Origin of the sequence: Microvirga zambiensis WSM3693, from assembly GCF_016735695.1 — a bacterium.
Taxonomy (GTDB): domain Bacteria; phylum Pseudomonadota; class Alphaproteobacteria; order Rhizobiales; family Beijerinckiaceae; genus Microvirga; species Microvirga zambiensis.
Genome location: NZ_JAERQD010000016.1, coordinates 64,205 through 85,856 on the forward strand (window position 1 = coordinate 64,205; position 21,652 = coordinate 85,856).

Annotated in this window: 22 protein-coding genes; 14 read left to right on the forward strand and 8 right to left on the reverse strand. The window is 61.0% G+C overall.

The window, feature by feature from the left end:
* Nucleotides 1-98 precede the first annotated feature (98 nt).
* Entirely contained in the window at nt 99-1,127 is a 1,029-nt protein-coding gene (locus JKL46_RS14130; protein ID WP_201833801.1) for a chemotaxis protein CheB, read from the reverse strand.
* Nucleotides 1,128-1,277: 150 nt separating this feature from the next.
* On the opposite strand from JKL46_RS14130, the gene JKL46_RS14135 reads away from it, so the two are divergent.
* Both JKL46_RS14135 and JKL46_RS14140 read left to right on the forward strand, forming a co-directional pair.
* On the forward strand, nt 1,278-1,517 hold the full coding sequence (locus tag JKL46_RS14135; RefSeq protein ID WP_201833803.1) for a hypothetical protein: 240 nt from the start codon (nt 1,278-1,280) through the stop codon (nt 1,515-1,517).
* A 98-nt stretch (nt 1,518-1,615) separates the two neighbouring features.
* Nucleotides 1,616-2,356 carry a Crp/Fnr family transcriptional regulator gene (locus JKL46_RS14140; RefSeq protein ID WP_246529313.1) on the forward strand — a complete coding sequence of 247 codons (741 nt, stop codon included), beginning with the start codon at nt 1,616-1,618 and terminating at the stop codon, nt 2,354-2,356.
* A gap of 105 nt (nt 2,357-2,461) precedes the next feature.
* Here the strand turns inward: JKL46_RS14140 and JKL46_RS14145 are convergent, their stop codons facing one another.
* Both JKL46_RS14145 and JKL46_RS14150 read right to left on the reverse strand, forming a co-directional pair.
* Complete coding sequence (locus tag JKL46_RS14145) at nt 2,462-2,602, reverse strand: hypothetical protein (RefSeq protein ID WP_201833805.1); 141 nt, start codon at nt 2,600-2,602, stop codon at nt 2,462-2,464.
* 496 nt (nt 2,603-3,098) lie between these two features.
* A complete protein-coding gene (locus JKL46_RS14150) occupies nt 3,099-3,314 on the reverse strand; it encodes a hypothetical protein (protein WP_201833807.1) in 216 nt (71 codons plus the stop codon).
* Nucleotides 3,315-4,364: 1,050 nt separating this feature from the next.
* On the opposite strand from JKL46_RS14150, the gene JKL46_RS14155 reads away from it, so the two are divergent.
* Entirely contained in the window at nt 4,365-4,889 is a 525-nt protein-coding gene (locus JKL46_RS14155) for a cytochrome P460 family protein (protein WP_201833809.1), read from the forward strand.
* 55 nt (nt 4,890-4,944) lie between these two features.
* On the opposite strand, the gene JKL46_RS14160 is transcribed toward JKL46_RS14155, so the two are convergent.
* Both JKL46_RS14160 and JKL46_RS14165 read right to left on the reverse strand, forming a co-directional pair.
* Entirely contained in the window at nt 4,945-5,430 is a 486-nt protein-coding gene (locus JKL46_RS14160; RefSeq protein WP_201833811.1) for a MaoC family dehydratase, read from the reverse strand.
* A 134-nt stretch (nt 5,431-5,564) separates the two neighbouring features.
* Entirely contained in the window at nt 5,565-5,882 is a 318-nt protein-coding gene (locus JKL46_RS14165; RefSeq protein WP_201833813.1) for an arsenate reductase/protein-tyrosine-phosphatase family protein, read from the reverse strand.
* Nucleotides 5,883-6,324: 442 nt separating this feature from the next.
* Here JKL46_RS14165 and JKL46_RS14170 point away from each other — a divergent pair, with 442 nt between their 5' ends.
* The 3 genes from JKL46_RS14170 to JKL46_RS14180 all read left to right on the forward strand — a co-directional run bounded on the left by JKL46_RS14170 (nt 6,325) and on the right by JKL46_RS14180 (nt 8,784).
* Nucleotides 6,325-6,966, forward strand: a complete 642-nt coding sequence (locus JKL46_RS14170; RefSeq protein ID WP_201833815.1) for a cysteine hydrolase family protein — start codon at nt 6,325-6,327, stop codon at nt 6,964-6,966.
* A gap of 72 nt (nt 6,967-7,038) precedes the next feature.
* Nucleotides 7,039-8,070 (forward strand): alpha/beta fold hydrolase, encoded by a 1,032-nt coding sequence (locus tag JKL46_RS14175; protein ID WP_201833817.1) that lies wholly within the window; start codon nt 7,039-7,041, stop codon nt 8,068-8,070.
* A gap of 54 nt (nt 8,071-8,124) precedes the next feature.
* The gene (locus JKL46_RS14180; protein WP_201833820.1) at nt 8,125-8,784 is read left to right on the forward strand and encodes a VOC family protein; all 660 of its coding nucleotides are present in this window, start codon (nt 8,125-8,127) and stop codon (nt 8,782-8,784) included.
* Between the two features lie 45 nt (nt 8,785-8,829).
* On the opposite strand, the gene JKL46_RS14185 is transcribed toward JKL46_RS14180, so the two are convergent.
* Entirely contained in the window at nt 8,830-9,201 is a 372-nt protein-coding gene (locus JKL46_RS14185) for an SPW repeat protein (protein WP_201833822.1), read from the reverse strand.
* A 326-nt stretch (nt 9,202-9,527) separates the two neighbouring features.
* Between JKL46_RS14185 and JKL46_RS14190 the strand changes: the two genes are divergently transcribed.
* Nucleotides 9,528-10,661 (forward strand): alpha/beta hydrolase, encoded by a 1,134-nt coding sequence (locus JKL46_RS14190; protein WP_201833824.1) that lies wholly within the window; start codon nt 9,528-9,530, stop codon nt 10,659-10,661.
* 145 nt (nt 10,662-10,806) lie between these two features.
* Here the strand turns inward: JKL46_RS14190 and JKL46_RS14195 are convergent, their stop codons facing one another.
* Together JKL46_RS14195 and JKL46_RS14200 are read right to left on the reverse strand one after the other, a co-directional pair.
* Nucleotides 10,807-12,471 carry an MFS transporter gene (locus JKL46_RS14195; protein ID WP_201833826.1) on the reverse strand — a complete coding sequence of 555 codons (1,665 nt, stop codon included), beginning with the start codon at nt 12,469-12,471 and terminating at the stop codon, nt 10,807-10,809.
* Nucleotides 12,468-13,502, reverse strand: coding sequence for an HlyD family secretion protein (locus JKL46_RS14200; RefSeq protein ID WP_201833828.1), 1,035 nt, complete (start codon nt 13,500-13,502; stop codon nt 12,468-12,470). The genes JKL46_RS14195 and JKL46_RS14200 overlap by 4 nt, the downstream gene beginning before the upstream one ends.
* A 378-nt stretch (nt 13,503-13,880) precedes the next feature.
* Between JKL46_RS14200 and JKL46_RS14205 the strand changes: the two genes are divergently transcribed.
* The 7 genes from JKL46_RS14205 to JKL46_RS14235 all read left to right on the forward strand — a co-directional run bounded on the left by JKL46_RS14205 (nt 13,881) and on the right by JKL46_RS14235 (nt 21,638).
* Nucleotides 13,881-14,513: a TetR/AcrR family transcriptional regulator gene (locus JKL46_RS14205; protein ID WP_201833830.1), complete on the forward strand. Its 633-nt coding sequence runs from the start codon at nt 13,881-13,883 to the stop codon at nt 14,511-14,513.
* 191 nt (nt 14,514-14,704) lie between these two features.
* Entirely contained in the window at nt 14,705-17,542 is a 2,838-nt protein-coding gene (locus JKL46_RS14210) for an MASE1 domain-containing protein (protein WP_201833833.1), read from the forward strand.
* Nucleotides 17,539-18,183 carry a response regulator transcription factor gene (locus JKL46_RS14215; RefSeq protein ID WP_201833835.1) on the forward strand — a complete coding sequence of 215 codons (645 nt, stop codon included), beginning with the start codon at nt 17,539-17,541 and terminating at the stop codon, nt 18,181-18,183. The genes JKL46_RS14210 and JKL46_RS14215 overlap by 4 nt, the downstream gene beginning before the upstream one ends.
* Nucleotides 18,184-18,274: 91 nt before the next feature.
* Entirely contained in the window at nt 18,275-18,685 is a 411-nt protein-coding gene (locus JKL46_RS14220; RefSeq protein ID WP_201833837.1) for a response regulator, read from the forward strand.
* A 189-nt stretch (nt 18,686-18,874) separates the two neighbouring features.
* Nucleotides 18,875-19,831 (forward strand): MBL fold metallo-hydrolase, encoded by a 957-nt coding sequence (locus tag JKL46_RS14225; RefSeq protein ID WP_201833839.1) that lies wholly within the window; start codon nt 18,875-18,877, stop codon nt 19,829-19,831.
* Nucleotides 19,832-19,957: 126 nt separating this feature from the next.
* Entirely contained in the window at nt 19,958-20,713 is a 756-nt protein-coding gene (locus JKL46_RS14230; protein ID WP_201833841.1) for an SDR family oxidoreductase, read from the forward strand.
* An 88-nt stretch (nt 20,714-20,801) separates the two neighbouring features.
* Nucleotides 20,802-21,638: an alpha/beta fold hydrolase gene (locus tag JKL46_RS14235; protein WP_201833843.1), complete on the forward strand. Its 837-nt coding sequence runs from the start codon at nt 20,802-20,804 to the stop codon at nt 21,636-21,638.
* Nucleotides 21,639-21,652: the final 14 nt, after the last annotated feature.

The following is a 21,652-nucleotide window of genomic DNA, read 5'->3' on the forward strand; positions in this document are numbered from 1 at the left end:
CTTCTTCTCGCGGCCAACTTGCAATATCCCTGCTTGCTTAAGGATTTGCCATATAAGGCGAAAACATGCCACCCCTTGGGTGGGGCTACGGGATGCCCTCAACCGTCCGGGTTCTGCTCTCCCTCGTCCACCTTCGTGCCCAGAGGCTCCATGGATTGCAGAACGGCCCGGCGGAGCGTGTCGGCATATTGCCGGTATTCGACAGCCCGATCCCTATACATCTCGGCGACCGCCTTACGGCCGCTTCGGAGCCCGTCTTCGGCCATCCGAGTGACCAGTTCGGCCCGCTCCTCGATGACCCGCAAGGCGACCCGCAACGCTTCGTCTACCGCGCTCTCCTGCTCTTTGGCCAGGACTTCGGCAGTCATCGTGTGGCCCACTTGGCAGCGGAACCGGAGGGGCTTGCTGTCCGTGACCGCCGAGAGGACCCCGCCGCACGAGGGACAGGTCAGGGCGGCCGGAGCAGCGAGCTTCCGCAAGACCTCGCTGTCGATGCGCTCACCTGCGGCGATATCCACCTCCAGGCGGATATCCGGAGGGACCGGCACCCCCGGGCCTGCCGCCTCGCGGGCAAGGTCTGACAGCACGTCGCCGATCCGAGCGCTCGGGACCGACAAGTCGGCCTCGACTGATTTCAGGGCGCTGCGTGGCATTTCATCGACGGTGGCGTCGTTCGGATCCTGCACGATCGCGACCCCGCCGCAGCGTTTGATCGCCTCGAGGCCCGAGGCTCCGTCATTCAGAAAACCGCTTAGAACAACACCGATGACCCGGGGGCCGTAAGCGGCCGCTGCCGAGCGGAACAGCGGATCGATGGCGGGCCGCGCCATGTTTTCCCTTGGCCCACGCCCTAGCCTTATGTGACCCTCGGTCAGGATCAGGTGGTGGTCGGGAACGGCCAGATAGATGTTGCCGGGATCGATGCGCATGCCATCCACGGCCTGGTGAACAGGCAGGAGCCCGGCTGCGGAAGCGACCGTGGACAAGATGCCGATGCTTCTGGCCGGAATGTGCAGGACGACGAATACGGCTGCCGGGAGGTCCGGCGGAAGCGCCCCGAGAATGCGCTTGAGAGGGGCGGTCGCTCCCGAAGAGCCTCCGATGACGATGATATCGCGATTGTTCATATGTTGTCCTCGTCCCGCCACCACTCAATGAACAACAGGCTTTGATCGAGGTTCCTTTTCCGACGGAAAATCGCACTAATCCCAAGGATTTGGGAACTTTGGTCCGTGGTAAGCGTCACCACTTCAAGCACTCGATGAGCAGTTCAGGCCATGCCGGACCTTAACCTCGACCGGGAACATCTTGCGAAGGCAGAACGAGACATCGCCGAGGGCGAGAGGCGCGTTACCCGTCAGATGATTCTCATCGAGAAGCTGCGTCATGACGGCCACGATACAGTCGAGGCGGAACACCTGCTGCTGACGTTGGAGACCACCCTCGCGGAGTGGCAGGCGCATCGGGAAGAGATCTTGCGGGATCTGGAGCGACACAGCGCGCTGCGCTCTGGCTAGGGGCCAAGTAAGCTTTCCACACCCATCAAATTGACCAACCCGCATATTTTCAAGGGATAACCTAGAGTGGGCCGAAAAAGTTTGGACCGAGAGGCACGATGATGAAAACCGCTCTGGACGAACAAGCTCAGTCAAGCCTGCTTCTCCGTAAGCTGGGCCGTATCGACGATCTCACTGACGATGAGGAGCGGGCGGTCTTGAACCTGCCTATGAAGGTCAAGGTGTTTGACGCGGACGTAGATATCATCCGTGATGGAGATCGCCCCTCCGACTGCGCCGTGGTTCTCAGCGGCTTCGTCTGCCGTTACAAAATCCTGCCTGATGGCAAGCGGCAGATCTTGGGTCTCTATATTCCTGGGGATATGCCGGATCTGCAAAGCTTTCCCTTGCAAGTTCCAGATCACGGCGTGGGAACCTTGGCGAGAAGCAACGTGGGGCTGATCCCACATGAGTGCCTTCAGGACATGCTGCGGAGCTACCCTAATCTCACCAAGGCCTTTTGGCGCGAGACCCTCATCGATGCTGCCATCGCTCGCGAATGGATGATCGGGCTGGGCCGCCGGTCAGCTTATCAGCGCACGGCCCACCTTCTTTGCGAGCTGCATCTGCGCATGATGTCCGTCGGACTTGCCAGGAGCGATGGCTATGATCTTCCGCTGACACAGAACGAGCTTGCGGATACGCTCGGACTGTCGACAGTGCACGTCAACCGCGTCCTCCAGGATCTCAGGCGGGAAAAATTGATCACCCTACGCGGCAGCGCGTTGCACATCCCTGATACGAGAGCACTCCAGGCCGCCGGTGAATTCGATCCGGCCTACCTTCATTTGACGGATTGAGGTGCAGAGGAGCAGGACGTTCTACAGATGGCAAGTGCCGATACATCGGTGTTCCCGCTCATGTTCGCGACGTGGCTCGCCGTCGTGAGGCATGGTCGTCGTTACTCAGATCGACAAGACACCCAAGACCTGAGTGAGCACCACGACGACAGCCAGGGCGCTCGAGAGCGTCAGGACAACATTGCTTATTCTCGCCTGACGGGCGAGCTGGGCCTCAAGGGCGTTGATCTCAAAGTTGTGAAGCATAGGCCGTTCCTAGATCAGGACGGCCATAAGCCAACAGATGATTGACCTGCATAATGACTGTCCGAGACGCCGTTGCCTGCTTCATGACAGGCTGGTCGACAAAGAGGACATGGCTGCATCATGCGCCACGGATGAGGACCAGCCGAAACTATCAGGGCGATAGGGTTACGGCAATATCCAGGACCTGCGTGCTGTGGCTGTAACCTTAACGGCCGTTGGCCGACTTGATCAGACTATGATGTGGATACTGAATTTCCGATAAGGCACAGTACGGACCTCGAACCGTAAGCTTGTTCATTCGCTCGGCTCGACGGCCTTCAGCTCACTGAAATCGAATGGATCGTGCGGCGGCACGTGACTATCGGGTTAAATGGGCCTCCCCAGGAGTTCTCTGGACCGGGCCAGGCGCTCCAAGCTTCGACGCAGGCAGTCTCGATCGCCGGCAAGGAGCCGACTGGCCCGGAAACTCATGTCGGCTCAGGCCCTGAAAATATGATCATCCATCAGAATGCTGTTTCATATCCTCTGACGGATCATCCTCGTATGGGTTGAAAATACGCGCCCCGATCCAGCCGCCCCCCACGGTCTCTGTCACCAGAGGGTTTGTTTGATCCAGCAGCTTGCGTGACAGTTTCACGGTTTCCCGCGCGGCGTGGAGCAGCAGGGTATCGTACTCGGCGCGCGTCATCGGTGTTTGGGGAGTAGCATCCATGAAGGTGCTCCTCAGCCTTGCAGGCGGGAGCACACATCTCTCTCAGCCACCAGCGCCTACGGGTTCGGATCGGCCGGCGATGGCCGCACTATGGACCTCGTGGACCGAAAGTCAAAGCGGAACCGCAAATTTCGCATAATCATCAGTATGAGTTTAGGCTAGGCTTGCGTCTGGCTGCGGAGCAGAGCCCAAGACTGGGCAATCCGGGCCTTGCTATAGCGGATCTGTTCCCGGGAACGAGCCACGAGCCTCGCCGAGGTAAGGCTGATCGCAGAGCATGTTTGAAAGACATCGGACTCGACGACAATCCTCCTGTGCACTTTCCTGCATCCACTTGGATCATCTTCAGCCTCAGCCGCAAGGAGAACCGTCGTGATAGCCTGGGCATCCTGCCGAAACGCCTGCCTGAGCCGTTCCGGCTCTCTGTCCCAGCCCCGCGCGCAGTCCTGAGCGTCATAGAGCGCCCGAGCGATGAATTCGATTTGGTCGTGGGTCACAAGCATGGCCACACCTTGGCTGGCGGCGCAGATCCTGATCGCAAATCAAGGCGAGATTAGACCTGTCTCGTAGGTATCGCGCGCAAGCAGCCGGCAATTTTGCATGACACCAAGTATGGGACGAGATTTTGAGTGCTTGAGAGCGTATTCGCAATTTTTTAAGCCAAAGCCTGAATTAGTGCAGTAAAATGCGAGTGCGTTGGCACCCGCTCGGCGTGGGGCTCGCTTACGATGCGCAGACCGCGTCTTCAGGCATCACGACAGTGCGCTCGAAGGCGTGATATCGAAGACCGAATGCAGTCGCACGCAAGCAACATAGCCATGAGGCCGTGATCGAAGCTCGGCCGATGACTGCATCGGAGCACTGCTCAGCTTCTCGAACGTGCTCGCCCTCGACGCCGCGCGTCCAGGGCCGGCATATCGGCCGCAGGGAAGCGGCCTTTTCAGTTCGCGGTCTCCCATGCCACGGCCATCTGTGCTAAGAATGGGGTCTTCCCAGTGGAGTTGAACCCGAACAGGCGAGAAGTCGCCTCATGATGGAGTTCGTCCGCTCATGACCATCTTCGCCAAGATACTGGCCGCAGCTACGACCGTGATTGTTCTGGGCACGGCCGTCTACGCGCAGGACAAATACGCGCTGACATCGCCAGGCGGAATCGCGTTCTCCGACTTTCGGGGATATGAGGACTGGGCGGTAGTCTCGTCCGCCCGGACCGACGAAGTGCTCAAGGTCATCGTCGCCAATCCGACCATGATCGCGGCCTACAAGGCCGGCGTTCCGGGCAACGGCCAGCCGTTCCCGGACGGCTCCAGGATCGCCAAGCTCCAGTGGAAGCCGAAGAAGAGCACAGAGGCGCCCTTCGTGGTGGACGTGCCGGACGTCTTCTCGCAGGCTTTCGTCATCGAAAAGGACGCCAAGAGGTTTCCGGACAGCGGCGGCTGGGGTTATGCGCTGTTCAACTATGACCCCGCATCCGACAGGTTCGCAGCCGATCCCAGTCCCTCGGATTGCGGACACGCATGCCACGTGGCCGTGAAGGCCAAGGACTACATCTTCCACCCGTATCAGAAGCGTTGAATGCGCGCGCTTGTTCCTGAACGGCTGCCGTCGCGATCGTTCCGTGTCCGGGAGCTCATCGGCCTGAGTCAATCGCGGAGGTGGACGGGCGTCGTGGAACCACGAGCTTCGACGTCAGCACCTGAACGACTTCGCCGCGCTCGTTCCGGGTCTCGCTCCGCAACACCACGATGCCGCGGTCAGGCTTCGAACGGGACGGATTGATCTCCATGACCTCGCTGACGACTCGAAGTTCGTCACCGGGACGGGTCGGTTTGGGCCACGCGATCTCGCCACCCGCGCCGATGAGGCCGCCGGCGATGGGCGCGCCGCCGTTGACGAGCAATCCCATTGTGACGGCGGCCGTATGCCAGCCGCTGGCCGCGAGCCCAGCAAAGAGCGATCGGGCCGCAGCGGCCTCGTCGAGATGAAAAGGCTGCGGATCGAACTCTTTCGCGAACCGTTTGATCTGTTCCGCATCCAGTCTGTGCGATGGGCTCGTGAAGGTCTGGCCGACGTGCAGATCGTCCAGAAACAGATAATCCCGTGTTTCGTTAGCCATTGGAGCCGGGTCCCTTCATGATCAGGATCATGGTATCCACTGGACGACACTACTGCCACATAGGCACGACCCGTAGCAGACATGCGCGGTCCAAATTCAAGCGAGATTGCCGGAAACACCATCCCACAACAGTTTCAACGCCGTCGTCGGTTGGTCGGGCCGGACCGGGCATGTTTCATTGGCTGCGGTATCACGGTGAACACGAGATCCATATGTGGTGCGTCGCGCCCAGCGAACTCATCCCAGCTTTTGGAACGCAAGACCGCGGCGTCATGGCCCAGGGTGCGCTGGAGGTTGAGGGCGTAGGGATTGATGCCGCCGAGCAGCTGGCTTCCGGTGCTATAGGCACGAAATCGGCCCTTGCCGATGTCGTTCGGGATGGCCTCGGACAGGATCGAGCGGGCCGAGTTGGCCGTGCTGATGAACAGGACGTTGTGGACGCGATCAGCCATGGACGGGTTCCTTCGACGTCGGCAAGTCATGAGGGTGGTTTCCCGGTGTCACGGCACCTGTTGGCTCCTGGGTTCGATTGCATACCAAAGGTATAGGGCTCGCGGTCGCGATGTCCCCTGGCTTGTCACGCCGGCTGAGAGGCGTATCCTGGTGACATGCGTTGAAATCGCGCGCCGGACCCAGGCTCTCACTCCGCCACTTCCGGTCACCGATTCTTGTTGGCGTCGCTCCTGTAACGCGTGGTTTGTTTCGACCGCCAGGGGGAATGACGATGTCCTTTCTGATGCCCGCCGCTGCAATGCTCCTCGGCACGTCGGCAATCATGCTCGCCGTCGGCGTTCCCGGCTGCGCAGCCGGTTCCGGCCGGCACTCCGCCAATCGAACTGAAGGCTTCGGCGTCGAAGGGCGAGAACGTGATGATCAATCCGCGGGAGGTTCTGAATGACGAGACCGACCTACGATCCCGCCCGAACCGGCTTGCTGTTCGTCGATCCCTATAACGATTTCCTCTCCGCGGGCGGCAAGCTATGGCCGCGGGTAAAGGACGTCGCGGAGCAGGTCGGCCTGATCGACAACCTGAAAGCCATCGTCGCAACCACGCGAGAGAGGAACATCCAGGTCTTCATCGTGCCGCATCATCGCTGGGAGCCCGGAGACTATCGGCGCTGGAAGCATGTCAATCCGTCTCAAATCAGATCCGGCGAAAGCCACCTCTGCGCCGTTGGCACCTGGGGCGGCGAGTGGCACCCGGATTTCGTGCCGCGCGAGGGCGACGTCATCGTCAAGGAGCATTGGGCCCAGAGCGGCTTCGCCAACACCGACCTCGATCAGCAGCTCAAGCAGCACGGGGTCGAGAAAGTCATCCTCGTTGGCCTGGTGGCCAACACCTGCATCGAATCCAACGGCCGCTTCGCCATGGAACTGGGCTATCACGTCACCTTGGTCACTGATGCGACGGCTGCCTATTCGCTCGAGATGATGCATGCCGCGCACAGGCTCAATGGGCCGACCTACGCCCATGCAATTCTGACCACTGCCGAGTTGATCGCGTCATTGCATGCCAAGGCGACATCGGTTGGCTGAGTTTCTCACCGGAGCTCATCACCGGGGAAGTCCGGGCAGCACTCACATCTTTGCGCTTGGGGAAGGAAGCCAATGTCCGACGGAGTCAACCATGGGCGTCGCCGCTTGCTGAGCCTGATGGCCATGACCGTTGCAGGCACTGAACTCCTCACGATGGGTTCGGCGCAGGCCCAGGCGGACGGGGCACGTGGGCCGGGCACAAACATGCCGTTCGGGCCGATGAAGCAGATTGATGCCGGCGAATTGAATGTCGGATACGCGGAAGCGGGGCCTGCCGACGGTCCTGTTGCCCTGCTTCTGCACGGCTGGCCCTACGACATTCACAGCTTTTTCGATGTCGCCCCGATGCTGGCATCTGCGGGCTACCGGGTGATCGTCCCGTATCTGCGTGGTTATGGTTCGACCCGATTTCTGTCCGACGGAACCTTCCGCAACGGCCAGCCGTCGGCGCTCGCCGTCGATGTCACCGCGCTGATGGATGCGCTCAGGATCGAGAAGGCAACGCTCGCCGGTTTCGACTGGGGTGCACGGACGGCCAACATCGTCGCGGCGATTTGGCCGGAGCGGTGCAAGGCCATGGTATCCGTGAGCGGCTACCTGATCGGCAGCCAGGACGCCGGCAGGATGCCATTGCCGCCCAAAGCGGAGCTCGAATGGTGGTACCAGTTCTATTTTTCCACCGAGCGCGGCCGCGCCGGCTATGACAAGTACCGGCATGACTTCGCGAGGCTCATCTGGCAGCTCGCGTCACCGAAATGGAAATTCGACGACGCCACGTTCGAGCGAAGTGCGGCGTCATTTGACAATACGGATCATGTGGCCATCGTGATCCATAACTACCGCTGGCGGCTCGGCCTGGCGGAAGGCGACCCGAAGCTCGATGATCTGGAACGGCGCTTGGCTGCCTTCCCGGTCATCACTGTGCCGACCATCACAATGGAAGGCGATGCCAATGGTGCTCCCCATCCGGACCCGGCCGCCTATGCCAGGAAGTTCTCCGGCAAGTATGAACATCGACTGATCACCGGCGGCATCGGTCACAACCTGCCGCAGGAGGCGCCGCAGGCCTTTGCCGAGGCCGTGATCGACGTCGATCGCCTGTGATCGGGCGCGATAGCAATTGCCGTTTGCAGCGTTTTCAACCTGAAGGAGGCTGACATGACCGATACGCAATTGCGCGGAACGACAACGGCCAACATCCCCGGTGCGCGGACGGTCGATTTGAAGCTCGAGGTCGTCGTCATCCCCGTTGCGGATGTCGAACGTGCCAAGCGCTTCTACGGTGGACTGGGATGGAGGCTCGATGCCGACTTCGTCAAAGGGGATGCGTTCCGGGTCGTCCAATTCACGCCTCCAGGCTCGCCGTGCTCGATCCACTTCGGCAAGGGCGTGACATCGGCTGAGCCCGGCTCGGCACAGCGCATGTATCTCGTCGTCTCCGACATCGAGGCAGCCCGCGCTGACCTCGTCAATCGCGGCGTCGATGTCAGCGACGTGTTTCATCGGGCGGCGATCGGGGAGGGCCCTTCGAGCGGACCGGATCCGGAGCGGCGCAGCTACAACTCCTTCGCCACGTTCAGCGATCCGGATGGCAATGGTTGGATGCTGCAGGAGATCACCGCGCGCCTGCCCGGGCGCGTGGACGCGGACAATACGACGTTCACCTCGGTGGCCGAGCTTGCGGCTACACTCCGCCGCGCTGCATCCGCTCATGGGGAACACGAGAAGCGCAACGGCGGGAAGCACGATGAGAACTGGCCGGACTGGTACGCCGAGTACATCGTTCAGGAGCAGGCCGGCAAGCCGCTGCCCTCGTGAGCAGCGGCTATCCCCTGGTGCGCCTCCCGATGTTAAGCTGCTTCGTTATTCCGCGGCGGTAGGCCTGGTTCGCGAAGGTTCCTGCATTCTGCGACTAGCCATGAGCTGGATGATCGCAATCGTCGCGACGCAAAGCCCGATCAGGACATGCGTCCACATTGCGGCCGGTGCCGATCCGAAGCCGAGCAGGAACGGAGCGACGATCGCCCACGAGCTCAGAGTGAGATTGGACCATTCGGCCCAATCCCCGTATCGGTAGAGCGCGGCAGCGGAGCAGCCCGCAACCAGCGTGCCGACGATACCCGCGTTCCATGCCGCGGAAGGCATCGCGGCGAACATGAATGCGGCAGAGGCCAGACATAGGCCGAGGATCAGGTTGGTCCACTCCAACCCTTTATTTGGTAATTCGCTTTTCATCTTAAGCTCCTCTCTCATTCCATTCCGGGCCGCCTCATCATCCTGATCGAGGTGGCCGGAACGAGAAGAGTGCGGCAGTCTGGCGGCTACGCCTATTCTACCCAGGCATCTGTTGGGCTGCTCCAAGGCTCAGGGCGACTAGACCCAGCGCGAACACGCGCTATCGGTGTCTCAAAGGGACCCTATGCTTTGGCATAGGAGAGTATCTCCCTTCGGTCGATAGCCGATTGCTTCCCGATATTGAAAGATGTCTGTTGGAGCATCGAAACGCATGAGCGGCAGTCGCGTCAAGGCACTTGATCCAATGCCAATCGGAGGGCTGGCAGATGGTTCTCTACAGAGCAAGAACGAACCATGTCATCGGAGTCTGGCTGGCCCACGCGGTTTGCTGGTTTTTGGTCGCCACGTTCGTCACTTCGCTGGGCGCGTGTGTCACACGACCTGGACCCGGCGTCCTGCAGCCCGCACGAACAGAGCGCGTGGGCAGAAAAGTCCCCGTCTTCGTCGCGACCCTGCGAGCGCCAGAGCCCGGATCGGGAACGACATTCGGTGGCAGGCGTTCGCCGACACTTCATTTTGCCCGATATGTGATCTCGATCCCACCGGCGCACCGAACCGATGTGATCGAGTGGCCAAGTGACCCGCCCGATCCGGCTACTGACTTCGTCACCGTCGACGCGGCGCGCCTCTCGGAGGCCGAGTTCCGATCCGGGATCGCCAGCGCAGTGAGCGACGGAAGTTCCATTCGGCTTTTCGTTCACGGATATAACAATAGCTTTCAGGAAACGGTCTATCGCCTCGCCCAGATCACGACAGATGCTCACGATAACCGGGTCGCAGTTCTGTTCGCTTGGCCATCCCAAGGGAGGCCGCTTAGCTACAGCGCCGACAGAGCCGCCGCGGCGGCATCGACGGATGGTCTTGCGAGGACCATCGAAATTCTTGCTGAGCGACGGCGTGAGCGGGTCGTGTTGCTTGCACACAGCATGGGAGGATGGCTCGCAATGGAGACGCTGACGAAGATGAGCCGCGAGCGTCGTCGAGCGGTTTTCGAGCGGTTTTCGAACGTCGTGTTGGCTGCTCCTGATATCGATATTGCCGATATGGTGCGCCAGCTCGAGATCGTCGGGCGCCTCCCTCGTCCCCTCACGCTGTTGGTGTCGAGCGATGACAGTGCCCTGACCCTGTCTCGCATCATCACCGGAGGGCGGCGTGTCGGCGCCGACGATGTCCACGATCCGTGGGTTCAGGCAGCGGCTAAGCGGTACGGTGCCCGTGTTATCGATATCTCGGAGCTGACGACGTCCGACACCTTCAAGCATGCCCGCTTCACCGCGATGGTGGCGCTCTACTCGAAATTTCAGGCGCAGATCGAGAACCCGCTGGGCAAGCGCTATGCTGGACCGGGCGCATTCGTGTTCCGAGCCGCGACCTCGACGCTGGAGCCGGTTGACCGGTAAGCGGTGCAGAATGGTTGCGAGTGGGCCCTGGCTGCGGCGGCCAGGGCCCGGCGGGATGCTCATGGAGCCTGCGTGCAGGGGGCACAGGTTCGCAATCTGGGCGTCCCGCAATGGGGCAAATGTTGTCAGGTCGGCCGACGCGGACTTAGCCGAACGCCTGACGCGGGATCTTCTCCGCCTCTTGTTCGGGCGATCGTTTGAGATGAAACTCAATCGTCCTCGGTGACTTCGCAGCCTGCGCCTTCGCATATCGATGCAGGCCGATCTTGACGGTCACCAGCAACGGCGCCGCTATGACAAAAAGCAGGGCCACCGCGTTGAATGCGGTATCAAAGGCAATCACGGTCGACTGACCTGCGACGGCCCGGCCCAGAAGGCTCATGGCGGCTGGGCCCGCGGCTGAGGCGTCCATTCCTTTTGCCACGAGCATCGCCGTCGTCGCCGTCAGACGCTCGCCGATCACAGGAGCGCCCGCTGTGACGTGAGACCCGAGCACCGCGAAGTTGGCGACGACGTTATGCTCGATCAGGGTCTGGAGGCCGGCAACTCCCATGAGACCGCCGAGCTGACGGCCCGTATTGAAGAGGCCGATGCCGGATGCGAGATTGCTGTTGTTGAGAGGGCTGAAAGCGATCAGGGTGATTGACAGAAACAGGAAGCCTAGCCCCAGGCCGCGCAGCAGGATGGCTCCCATCATGTCATCCGCGCCGCTTTGACTGGTTGAGCCGGACAGCATCCACATCGCCACCATGATCATTAGAATGCCGAACGGCACGGTGGCGAATGGCGCACTGCGACGGAACTGGAAGAGAAAGGCTGCGAGCAGGAGCGCTCCGATAAAAAGGGCGCCGCTCGGCAACAGGAGAAGGCCGGCATCGGTCGGCGTGAACGCGAGGACGGATACGGCAAATGACGGAATCAGGAATGCACTTCCGAACAACGCCGCGCCGGCAACAAAGCTGACGATGAAGGCAAAGGTGAAATCGTCCGATCGAAACGCGGTAAAATCGAGCAGGCGGTGGCCGTCGGTCAGGACTTGCTGACCGAGAAAGGCCAGCAGGGCGGATGTGCCGACAAGGGTGGACCAAAGGATGCGGGACTCCTCGAACCAGTCCCATCGGCTGCCCTGGCTGAGAACGTAGGTGAAGCATAAAAGTGCGGCGGAGATCAGGGAGAAGCCCAGCCAGTCGAATGGACGAGACGTGGTCTTGCCGGGAGCTGGACCATCGACCATCAGCAGGAGGCCGGCCGCCGTCAGTGCCACCGGAACGACTCCGAAGAAGATCCATGTCCAGGAGTGGCTATCGAGCAACCAGCCCTGAAGGGCAGGGGCGATCGTCGCGGGCGCAACGACCGAACCCATCGCAAACAAGGCCTGCAGGATCGGCTGCTGAGATCGCGGATAGGCGAGAAAGATGAGCGCCTGGCCCCCGACGAGAAGGATCCCGCCGGACAGGCCCTGGAGGATGCGAAGGGCGACCAGCACGTCCAACCGAGCCGTGAAGGCGGCCAGACCGCAGGCCGTGCCCATCACAAGGGTCGCCGCGATAATTAGGTTGCGCGGGTTGATGCGGGTGAAAAGCGAGGGAGCCGCCACGAACCCGATCATTTTGCAAGCGGTGTATCCAACATCCAGCCAAGCGAACTCATCCGGCGTGGCATAGGTATCGCCGAGGATGTCGGCGCGCCCGAGCGCCAGGACTGTGCTGGCGATTGCCTCCGTCAGTGCGGCAAGCACGATCCCCGCCATAAGCAGGGCACTCGGTGCCGGCGTGCTGCGGCACGGCAGGCACATGACCGCCGTTGTCATGAGCCGCTTCCTTCCATGATCTCAACCCGCGCGGACAGGCCGGGCACGAGGCGACCGGGCAATGGATTGTTGGCGAACCGGATCTTGACCGGAACTCGCTGGACGACGCGAACGAAGTTACCCGTCGCATTGTCTGCCGGCAGCAGGCTGAAGGCGGAGCCGCTCCCGGGCGCGAAGCTGTCCACGATTCCTTCAAGCGACTCGTTCGGATAGCCGTCGACGGTGATCCTAGCGCGCTGGCCGGGCTGGATATGCTCGAGTTGGGTTTCCTTGAAGTTCGCCACGACCCAGACGTCGGTGACCGGGACGATATCGAGCAGCGCCGCTCCTGGCGTCACCAGCCGGCCGACGCGGACCTGGCGGTTGCCGATCACGCCGCCAACCGGCGCGCGGACCACCGTGTTGTCGAGATCGATCTGGGCAAGATCGCGTGCGGCCTGTGCCCGTGCGACGGCCGCGACGGCTGCATCGCGTTGGGTCACGAGGACGGTGATGCGGCGCTGTTGAGCCTCGACCGTAGCCGCCGCTGCCGCCACACCCGCTTCGCCTCGCGATCGCACGGCATCGCTTTCATCGATCTGGGCCTGGCTGACGGCGTTGCTGCGGATCAGCTGACGGTGGCGGTCGGACGCCCTGGTCGCGCGATTCAATTCTGCCACGGCCGATTGCTTTTGAGCTTCCGCCTGCTCGATGAGAGCGTACTGCAACTGGGTTTCCGCGTCGACATTGGTCAGGCGAGCCTGGGCAGCTTCGATATTGGCTACCGCTTGCGCAAGCCGTGCGCGGTGGTCTCGGTCGTCGATCCGGAACAGCACATCACCAGCCTGAACGGCTTGGTTGTCTTCGATTTCGACCGCCGTGACATAACCTGCAACCTTTGGCGCGAGGGATGTCAGGTCTCCGCGGATATAGGCGTTGTCGGTCGATGCCTCGTCGCTCGAGCGAGCCCAAGCCCAACCCGCAGCCGATACAACGCCTGCCCCCAGGCATAACAGGATACCGATCCGCTTTTTCTTGCCGAGCTGCGCCATAGCACTCTCCGGTAATGTGTATTACCACTGACCTATACGGTAATGTATGTTACCAGTCAAGAATAGGACGCAGCTTCGATCACGCTTACGGTGGCCATGATGATCGACTTTCTCAGCGCACTCGGTACGTGCATCACCGTGCAATCATGCCGATCCGACACTGGTGCCGCTATTGATCCAGCGGCGTGTGCAGCCACTCGATAGGTCTACGAAGGCTATACTGAAGTTTAGGTGCCCCGTATCAAGTCATCAAAGACGGACCTTCTGGCTTTGGGCGCCTTGTCGAGCCGCGCGACGACGTTCGGTGACGCCCATCACCATTGACAGGCAAGGTAACGACCGTTACCAAACAAGGACCCAAATCTGGGGGGAGGTTCGATGCCTGTAGTTGCAGCAAAGTCAGGGCGGCCGAGCAGTCGTCGGGAAATCCTTCTGCAAGCGGCTGCCGAGGTCTTCTTCGAGCAAGGCTACGCGGCAACAAGCATCGATGCGATCATCGAGCGCGCCGGCGGATCGAAGCGCAACATCTATAGCGAGTTCGGCAACAAGGAGGGCTTGTTCTCGGCCATCGTCACCGAAAACGCAGATCGAGTGCTATCGACCTTGGCGATCGAGGAGATCGAAGGGCATGACTTGCGGGAGACGCTGACAGCTTTCGGTCAGCATCTCATGAGCGGCTACATGTCGCCCACCTTGATCGGTATTTATCGCATGGCCGTTACCGAGGCCAATCGCTTCCCTGACCTTGTGCGGTCCTTCTATGACGAGGGACCGGGCCGAGCCACCTCCCAGCTTGCTCAGGTGATTGAACTCGCCAAGGAACGGGGAGAAATCCGGGCGGACGATTGCCAGCGCGCAGCCGGGCATTTCGTCGGCATGATCCGTGACAATCTCCATCTGCAGGTCATTCTCGGCCTTCGCCGTCCGCCGTCGGACAAAGAAATGCGAGCGGCGGTCGCCTCCGCTGTCGAGCTGTTCTTGAACGGCGTTCGATCCGGTCGGAGGAAGTAGCATCGAGCCATCATGCAGGGGGCGCACGACTAGCTCAGTGCGCCAATTCCATAACATTATAATATCAGGGGTGCGCTTTTCCCTAGCGTGTCCAAGGTGGAACCATGGGTTCGACGGCCCAAAACCTAAAAGCAAGTGCTATACCAAGCGCTGAGAGGCCCCAAGCTATCTTTGTCTGGCGGGAGAAGCCGATGATGTCCGTCTGGTCTCAGCGTCCTCGATTCTTGCACCTCGCAGTGTTCTTTCTCGCCTATGTCCTGGGCTGCGGATTTGCCGATGCACTCGCGATTGTTCCTGGAATAACAGTTTCCATCTGGCCGCCGGCCGGGGTCTTTATCGCGACATTGATCCTCACCTCACCTTACACCTGGCCGTGGTGGATTCTGTCCGGCTGTCTGGCCGAAATGTTCGCGCAGCTCGTATGGTTCCACAGTCCATTGCCTGCGGGCTTCCTGATCTTTGTCGGAAATGTGCTTTGTGCGGTCGTCGGCGCAACGCTCGTAAACTGGGCCTGCGGCCGGCCGCTTCGGCTGGAAACTTTATCGGATGTTCTCGCATTCGTTGGCCTAGGCGCCGGTGTCGCGCCATTCTTCAGCGCAACGGTCGGAAGCGCAGCGCTTGCGTGGTTCGGCATCGAGGCCCAAACCTTCACGGGAGTTTGGCCGCTATTCTGGATCGGTGACGCCACCGGTATCCTGCTCTTAGGGCCGCTGACACTGATCGTAATCCAGCACTGGCGCGGCAGGACACAGTTCTCTGCCGCACAATGGACGGAAGCCGGCATCCTGGGCCTGATCTTTCTCGGTATCGCCGCGCTATCCTTGAGCACCGATTATCTGGCCTCCGCCTATATCATCATGCCACCGCTCCTTTGGGCGGCTGTACGCTTTGAGTTTAAGGGCGTGGCCGTAGCGTTGACCCTGCTTGCACTGATCACGATGGCACTGACGATCTCGGGTGGCAGCCACTTTGTCGGTGATCCCGAGACCCAGAGGGAAAAGCAGGTCATGCTGCAGCTTTTTCTGGCCATCTCGGCATTCTCTGCCCTCATCGTGGCCGCGATTTCCCGACAGAACCAGCAAGCGCTCTCGTCCCTGCGTGAACGAGAGCGGGAGCTCTCGCAACTCGTCGATATGGTTCCGGTCCATATCCGGCGCATGACACCCGAAGGCGAGCCGATCTTTTTCAACAAGCGACTGCTGGACTTCTTTGGGTTGAACGAGCTGGCCCGCCTGGACAAGCCAGGTATGAGCCGGCTGGCCGCAGCTATTACGACTCTCGTCCACCCCGACGACGCAGCCCGACTGCTCACGACGGCCCGCCATTCCTTTGTCACGGGCGAACCATTTGCCATGAAGTACCGCATGCGGCGGGCCGACGGCCTATACCGATGGGTTGACGGCCGTGGGGAACCGCTGCGGGATCAAAGCGGAGCGATTGTGCAATGGTACGTGGTATCCATCGACGTCGACGATGAGATGCGCGCGCAAGAGGCGCTGCGGCGCAGTGAGCGTCAGCTTCAGCAGATGATCGACGCGGTGCCAGCTCTCATCTGGTGCATGACTCCGGAGGGAATACCGTGTTACCTCAACAAACGGGCAATGGACGTCACCGGTGTCACCGTCAAGGATATGATCGCGGCTGACGGCTCTCGAACCCTCGCCGTGATACACCCGGACGAGCGGGATGCGGTTGATCACGTGTTCGCACGTGCGATCGCGACCGGATCACCCCTCGTCGTGAAGTATCGTCAGCGTCGAGCCAATGGTCTTCACCGGTGGGTCGAGAGCCGCGCCGAGCCGTTGCGCGATGAGTCTGAGAAGATCATCCAGTGGTATGGAGTGAGCGTCGACATCGATGACCTGGTGACGGCGCAGGAGGCGTTGCGCAACCGAGAGCGAGAACTCTCACAGCTCGTTGACATGGTTCCGAGCCTGCTCTGGCGGCTGTCGCCGAAAGGCGATCCGACGTTCTTCAGTAAACGCATGATCGAGTTCTGCGGCCTCAATGTTGGAGACTTCCGGAAGGCTGGCACCAACCGATTGGCAACTGCCATCGCGACCCTCTTCCATCCAGACGACGTCGCCAAGCTGGAGGAAGCGCTCAACCGATCTCTTGTCACGGGTGAGAGCTTTTCCTTGAATTACCGCATGCGGAGAGTGGATGGGGTCTACCGCTGGGTGTCAGGCCGTGCCGAGCCGTTGCGGGATGAGAGTGGACGCATCGTCCAATGGTTTGGCCTCTCACAAGATATCGATGATCAGGTTCGTGTTGAGGGAGAGCTGCGGCTGGCGCGAGAGAGCCTAGCGCGGGCGAGCCAGGCTGCGAGCCTCGCCGAGCTGTCGGCCGCAATCGCGCATGAGGTCAACCAACCGCTGGCGGCGGTCATTGCCAACTCCAACGCATGCCAGCGCTGGCTCTCGGCGTCTCCTCCAAATCTCGACCGCGCGAGCAAAACGGTGGAGCGCATCATCCATAATGCAAATACCGCGGCCGACATCGTGAGTCACATCCGCGCCTTGTTCAAGCATTCAGTAGAGACGCGGGCGAGCACGTTGCTCGAGAGCGTCATTGCGGACGCACATACTCTCATGGCTGAAGAGGCGATCCGGCGCCGCATTCGTATGGATGTTGAGGTCGAAAGCGACCTTCCTCCCGTCGCGCTCGACCGTGTCCAAGTTCAGCAAGTTCTCGTCAATCTCATCCGCAATGCCATGGACGCGATGGATTCAATCTCAGGTGACAGAGTTCTTGGAGTTCGCGTACACCGACCCGGTGACGAGATCCGAATCGACATCAGTGATCGTGGCCAGGGCGTCGCGTTTCCGGAGAGAGTGTTCGAGCCGTTCTTCACGACAAAGGAGCAGGGTATGGGCATGGGATTGGCAATCTGCCGGTCGATTGTCGAGGCTCATGGCGGCCGGTTGTGGGCTGAGAACAACGAGCGCCAGGGGGCGACATTCACCTTTACGCTGCCGATCGAAGCCGCGAGCGCGCCGGGGCGCTCGGAGTCGGAGCTATCGCGATGAACATACTCGACGCTGGTGAGAGTCGTCCGCTGGTCCTCATCGTCGACGACGACGAGGACATCCGGGCTGCGATACAGGAGCTCATGTTGTCCGTTGGGCTTGATGCGATGGGTTTCGCCTCGCCTCGCGAGTTGCTGGAAGCTGATCTTCCCAACCGTCCGGGTTGCCTGGTACTCGACGTCCGGATGCCCGGCGCCAGCGGCCTCGATCTTCAGCAACAACTGGCAGCGAAGGGCAACCTGAAGCCGATCATCTTTCTGACCGGCCATGGCGACATTCCCATGTCGGTCCAGGCCATGAAGGCCGGCGCTATCGACTTCCTGACAAAGCCGTTTCGCGATCAGACCCTGCTCGACGCGATAACATTGGCCATCGAGAGGGACGTTGCCCAGATGGCTGCTGCTCGAAATGCTCGACAGCACTTCGACCGGTTTGCAACTCTGACACAACGAGAGCAGCAGGTTATGCGCGAGGTGGCGCGCGGCCGGCTCAACAAGCAGATCGCCTTTGATCTCGGTATCAAGGAGATTACGGTCAAGCTTCACCGCGGCAACGTCATGCGTAAGATGAAAGCGTCCTCCATTGGCGAGCTCATCCGGGCCTGGGAGACTCTCCCCGCCGGCCTTCGCGATAAGTCGTAAATCCTAGACTTCGGTATGGTTTCAAAAAGGAGTGATTCAGCGCAGCCTTAGGACGTCGGCCTGATGGGCCGCCCTAGTAAAGGCCATTTGCGTGTTCAATCCGCCTGTCATTGCGGTCGTGGATGACGACGAAGACATCCGTGATGCCCTCTCCGATCTCCTTTTCGCCATGGGCTGCACATGTCACGTCTTCGACCGGGCCGAGGCCTTTCTGGCCGCCGATGCCGCCGGTCGGTTCGACTGCCTCATCACCGATATCCGAATGCCCGGCATCGGCGGCCTTGAACTGCTCGATCGCCTTAAGGCAGCAGGCTCGACCATGCCGGTGATTGTCGTGACGTCGATGACGGATCCCGTGACCCGACGCCGAGGGCTTGAGGGCGGGGCGCATGCATATCTGACGAAGCCGGTCACCGACGATACTCTCCTTCAAAGCCTCAGAACCGCGCTGCCAGGCTGGGAGATTCCGCGAAGCGATGAGGAAGGGCCTTCTGGCAGTTAGGAGCCGGCAAGGGCCGGCTCCACCTCCGAGGCCAGACCTAAACCTCGGTATAGGCATCGTAGACTTTTCGAGTGGTCATCTACGCCGCCGGCTCAATGGAAGGATCTCCGGGAGGCATGCATGCTTCAAATACCTCCATAGCTACGCCCATGGGTGAGGCGGTTTGGAGGCGGGCCGCAGGAGACAGCCATGAGCTTGGTCAACATCTTACACCCCTCGGTTAAGCACTGCGCCGACAAGGTGACCGCAAGGCACATCCACGGTCGACCGGAGCCCGAGCTCGTTCCGTCGCGCTACGCGCTGCGGGTCGGCGAAATTGACGTGATGGTGATCAGCGATGGGGTGCTGTCGCTACCAGGCGCGATGCTGGGCCACAACGTTGATCCAGCCGTCCGCGCGGCTTGGCTGGAGGACATGTTCCTGCCGCGGGATGTGCTCGAGTGGGCACTGAACGTGGTCGTGGTGCGCAGCGGCGACCGGACCATACTCATCGACGCCGGAATGGGTATGGAGTTTCCGGACTTGCCGCGGGCCGGCCGGTTGGTTCAGCGACTCGAGGCCGCCGGACTCGATCTCGCATCCGTGACCGATGTGGTGCTGACCCACCTGCACATGGACCACGTTGGAGGGCTCCTCGTCGACGGGGTGAGGGACCGACTGCGTCCGGACCTGCGGATCCACCTGGCGGCCGCCGAGACCAAGTTCTGGGAGGCGCCCGACTTCTCCCGCGTTTCGATGCCGCCGGGCTTCCAGGACGCGCTTCGGCGGACGGCCACGCGATTCCTGCACGAGTACGACAGCCAATTGCGGCCGTTCGAGAACGAATACGAGATGGCCCCGGGGGTGATGGTCACTCGCACCGGCGGCCACACCCCTGGGCACAGCGTGGTCCGCCTTGCGTCCGGTGGAGACCGGCTGACGTTCGCCGGTGACGCCGTGTTCGCGGTCGGATTCGACCATCCCGACTGGTTCAACGGCTTCGAGCACGACCCGGAGGAGGCGGCCCGCGTTCGGGTCCGTCTCTTGCGGGAGTTGGCGGCTAACCGCGAGTCGCTGGTGGCCACGCATCTCTCGTTCCCGTCCGTCTGCCATGTGGCGGTCGACGGCGACGTCTTTCGATGCGTACCGGGCCTTTGGGAGTACTGACTGCTTGTTGGGTTAGGGCTGAAGCCGGGCAGGGGTGGCCTTCAGATCTATGCAGGAGCGGGCCGACAAGCTGAACGGAGCTGAATCGGGCCAACATCATCAAGGCTTTGCTACAGGAGATTGGTTATGAAGATCGTCATCAACGGTGGAACTGGCCTCATCGGATCGAAGACAGTCGCAAGATTACGCAGCGCTGGGCACGAGGTGGTCGCCGCGTCACCGCAAAGCGGCTTTAACTCGGTAACCGGCGAAGGGGTTGCGGAAACGGTGAAGGGTGCGCAGGTCATCGTCGATTTGTCGAACTCGCCCTCCTGGGAGGATGCCGCCGTCCTCGAGTTCTTTCAGAAGTCGACAGGCAATCTCATCGCCGCCGCAAAGGCGAACGGGGTGAGGCATTACATCGCCCTGTCCGTCGTCGGAACGGAGCGTCTGCAGGAGAGCGGCTATTTCGTCGCCAAGCTGACACAGGAGAGACTGATCAAGAGTTCTGGGGTTCCCTACACCATTGTCCATTCGACGCAGTTCTTCGAATTGCTGGGCTTCTTGGTCAAGGCCTGGGAGAGCGGCAGTAAAGTGGTTGTACCCGACGCCCTGATCCAGCCGATTTCCTCAGATGACGTTGCCGACGTCATGGCGGAGGCGGCACTGGCCGCACCCCGCAACGGTATATTCGAGATCGCCGGCCCGGAGCGGTTCAACATCCGTGATCTGGTCGCGGAGTATCTGGCTGCAACGGGCGATGCTCGGGCTGTCGAAGCCGCGGCGGATGTTCTCTATTCCGGGGCCGAGCTCGAAGAGACGACGCTGGTTTCGGACGACAATCCACGCCTCGGCAAGATCGACTTCGACCAGTGGTTCGCGTCCAGAGCCAAGGCCGCCTGAACACCCACAAGAACACCGCTACAGCCGAACGGTCCTCCGTTCACGTCGGGGCTCTGCCCCAGACGGCATTCAGACGAAAGGCACAACTATGAGTACCGTTACCACGAAGGACGGCGTCGAGATCTTCTTCAAGGACTGGGGTCCCAAGAATGCCCAGCCCATCGTCTTCCATCATGGATGGCCCCTGAGTTCCGACGATTGGGACGCTCAGATGCTCTATTTTTTGGGAAAGGGGTATCGTGTCATCGCCCATGACCGGCGCGGCCACGGCCGTTCGGCTCAAGTCAGCGATGGGCACGACATGGACCATTACGCCGCCGATATTGCGGCCGTCGTCGAACATCTCGATCTCAGGAACGCTGTTCATATCGGCCATTCGACGGGAGGCGGGGAGGCGACGCACTACGTGGCGCGCCATGGGCAGGCTCGAGGCAGGGTCGCCAAGCTCGTGCTGATTGGGGCCGTGCCGCCGATCATGGTCAAAACCCCGGCTAATCCCGGCGGTCTGCCGCTCGAGGTGTTCGATGGTCTACGGGCACAACTCGCAGCAAATCGTTCGCAGTTCTATCTCGATTTCGCGGGCGGGCCCTTCTACGGCTACAATCGCCCGGGGGCGACCCCGTCGCAGGGCATCATTCTGAACTGGTGGCGCCAGGCCATGGCCGGCAGCGCCAAAGCTCAGTACGATGGCATCAAGGCCTTCTCCGAAACCGATTTCACGGAGGACTTGAAGGCGATCGACATACCGACATTCGTCATGCATGGCGACGACGATCAGATCGTACCAATTGCGGCCTCTGCGCTGCTTTCGGCGAAGCTGCTGACGAATGGCTCGCTCAAGGTCTACGAGAAGCTCCCACATGGCATGTGCACCACTCACGCCGAAATCGTGAACCCTGACATTCTAAGCTTCGTCAACGCGTGAAAATCACGCGCAAC

Excerpts from the sequence above, each read along its gene's own strand:
- JKL46_RS14180 (WP_201833820.1), top strand. The coding sequence starts at position 8,125 with ATGACCGATACGCAATTGCGCGGAACGACAACGGCCAACATCCCCGGT.
- JKL46_RS14140 (WP_246529313.1), top strand. The coding sequence starts at position 1,616 with ATGATGAAAACCGCTCTGGACGAACAAGCTCAGTCAAGCCTGCTTCTC.
- JKL46_RS14130 (WP_201833801.1), bottom strand. The coding sequence starts at position 1,127 with ATGAACAATCGCGATATCATCGTCATCGGAGGCTCTTCGGGAGCGACC.
- JKL46_RS14200 (WP_201833828.1), bottom strand. The coding sequence starts at position 13,502 with ATGGCGCAGCTCGGCAAGAAAAAGCGGATCGGTATCCTGTTATGCCTG.
- JKL46_RS14210 (WP_201833833.1), top strand. The coding sequence starts at position 14,705 with ATGATGTCCGTCTGGTCTCAGCGTCCTCGATTCTTGCACCTCGCAGTG.
- JKL46_RS14145 (WP_201833805.1), bottom strand. The coding sequence starts at position 2,602 with ATGCTTCACAACTTTGAGATCAACGCCCTTGAGGCCCAGCTCGCCCGT.
- JKL46_RS14150 (WP_201833807.1), bottom strand. The coding sequence starts at position 3,314 with ATGGATGCTACTCCCCAAACACCGATGACGCGCGCCGAGTACGATACC.
- JKL46_RS14225 (WP_201833839.1), top strand. The coding sequence starts at position 18,875 with ATGAGCTTGGTCAACATCTTACACCCCTCGGTTAAGCACTGCGCCGAC.
- JKL46_RS14195 (WP_201833826.1), bottom strand. The coding sequence starts at position 12,471 with ATGACAACGGCGGTCATGTGCCTGCCGTGCCGCAGCACGCCGGCACCG.
- JKL46_RS14185 (WP_201833822.1), bottom strand. The coding sequence starts at position 9,201 with ATGAAAAGCGAATTACCAAATAAAGGGTTGGAGTGGACCAACCTGATC.
- JKL46_RS14215 (WP_201833835.1), top strand. The coding sequence starts at position 17,539 with ATGAACATACTCGACGCTGGTGAGAGTCGTCCGCTGGTCCTCATCGTC.
- JKL46_RS14190 (WP_201833824.1), top strand. The coding sequence starts at position 9,528 with ATGGTTCTCTACAGAGCAAGAACGAACCATGTCATCGGAGTCTGGCTG.
- JKL46_RS14165 (WP_201833813.1), bottom strand. The coding sequence starts at position 5,882 with ATGGCTGATCGCGTCCACAACGTCCTGTTCATCAGCACGGCCAACTCG.
- JKL46_RS14155 (WP_201833809.1), top strand. The coding sequence starts at position 4,365 with ATGACCATCTTCGCCAAGATACTGGCCGCAGCTACGACCGTGATTGTT.
- JKL46_RS14205 (WP_201833830.1), top strand. The coding sequence starts at position 13,881 with ATGCCTGTAGTTGCAGCAAAGTCAGGGCGGCCGAGCAGTCGTCGGGAA.
- JKL46_RS14175 (WP_201833817.1), top strand. The coding sequence starts at position 7,039 with ATGTCCGACGGAGTCAACCATGGGCGTCGCCGCTTGCTGAGCCTGATG.
- JKL46_RS14170 (WP_201833815.1), top strand. The coding sequence starts at position 6,325 with ATGACGAGACCGACCTACGATCCCGCCCGAACCGGCTTGCTGTTCGTC.
- JKL46_RS14230 (WP_201833841.1), top strand. The coding sequence starts at position 19,958 with ATGAAGATCGTCATCAACGGTGGAACTGGCCTCATCGGATCGAAGACA.
- JKL46_RS14160 (WP_201833811.1), bottom strand. The coding sequence starts at position 5,430 with ATGGCTAACGAAACACGGGATTATCTGTTTCTGGACGATCTGCACGTC.
- JKL46_RS14235 (WP_201833843.1), top strand. The coding sequence starts at position 20,802 with ATGAGTACCGTTACCACGAAGGACGGCGTCGAGATCTTCTTCAAGGAC.
- JKL46_RS14135 (WP_201833803.1), top strand. The coding sequence starts at position 1,278 with ATGCCGGACCTTAACCTCGACCGGGAACATCTTGCGAAGGCAGAACGA.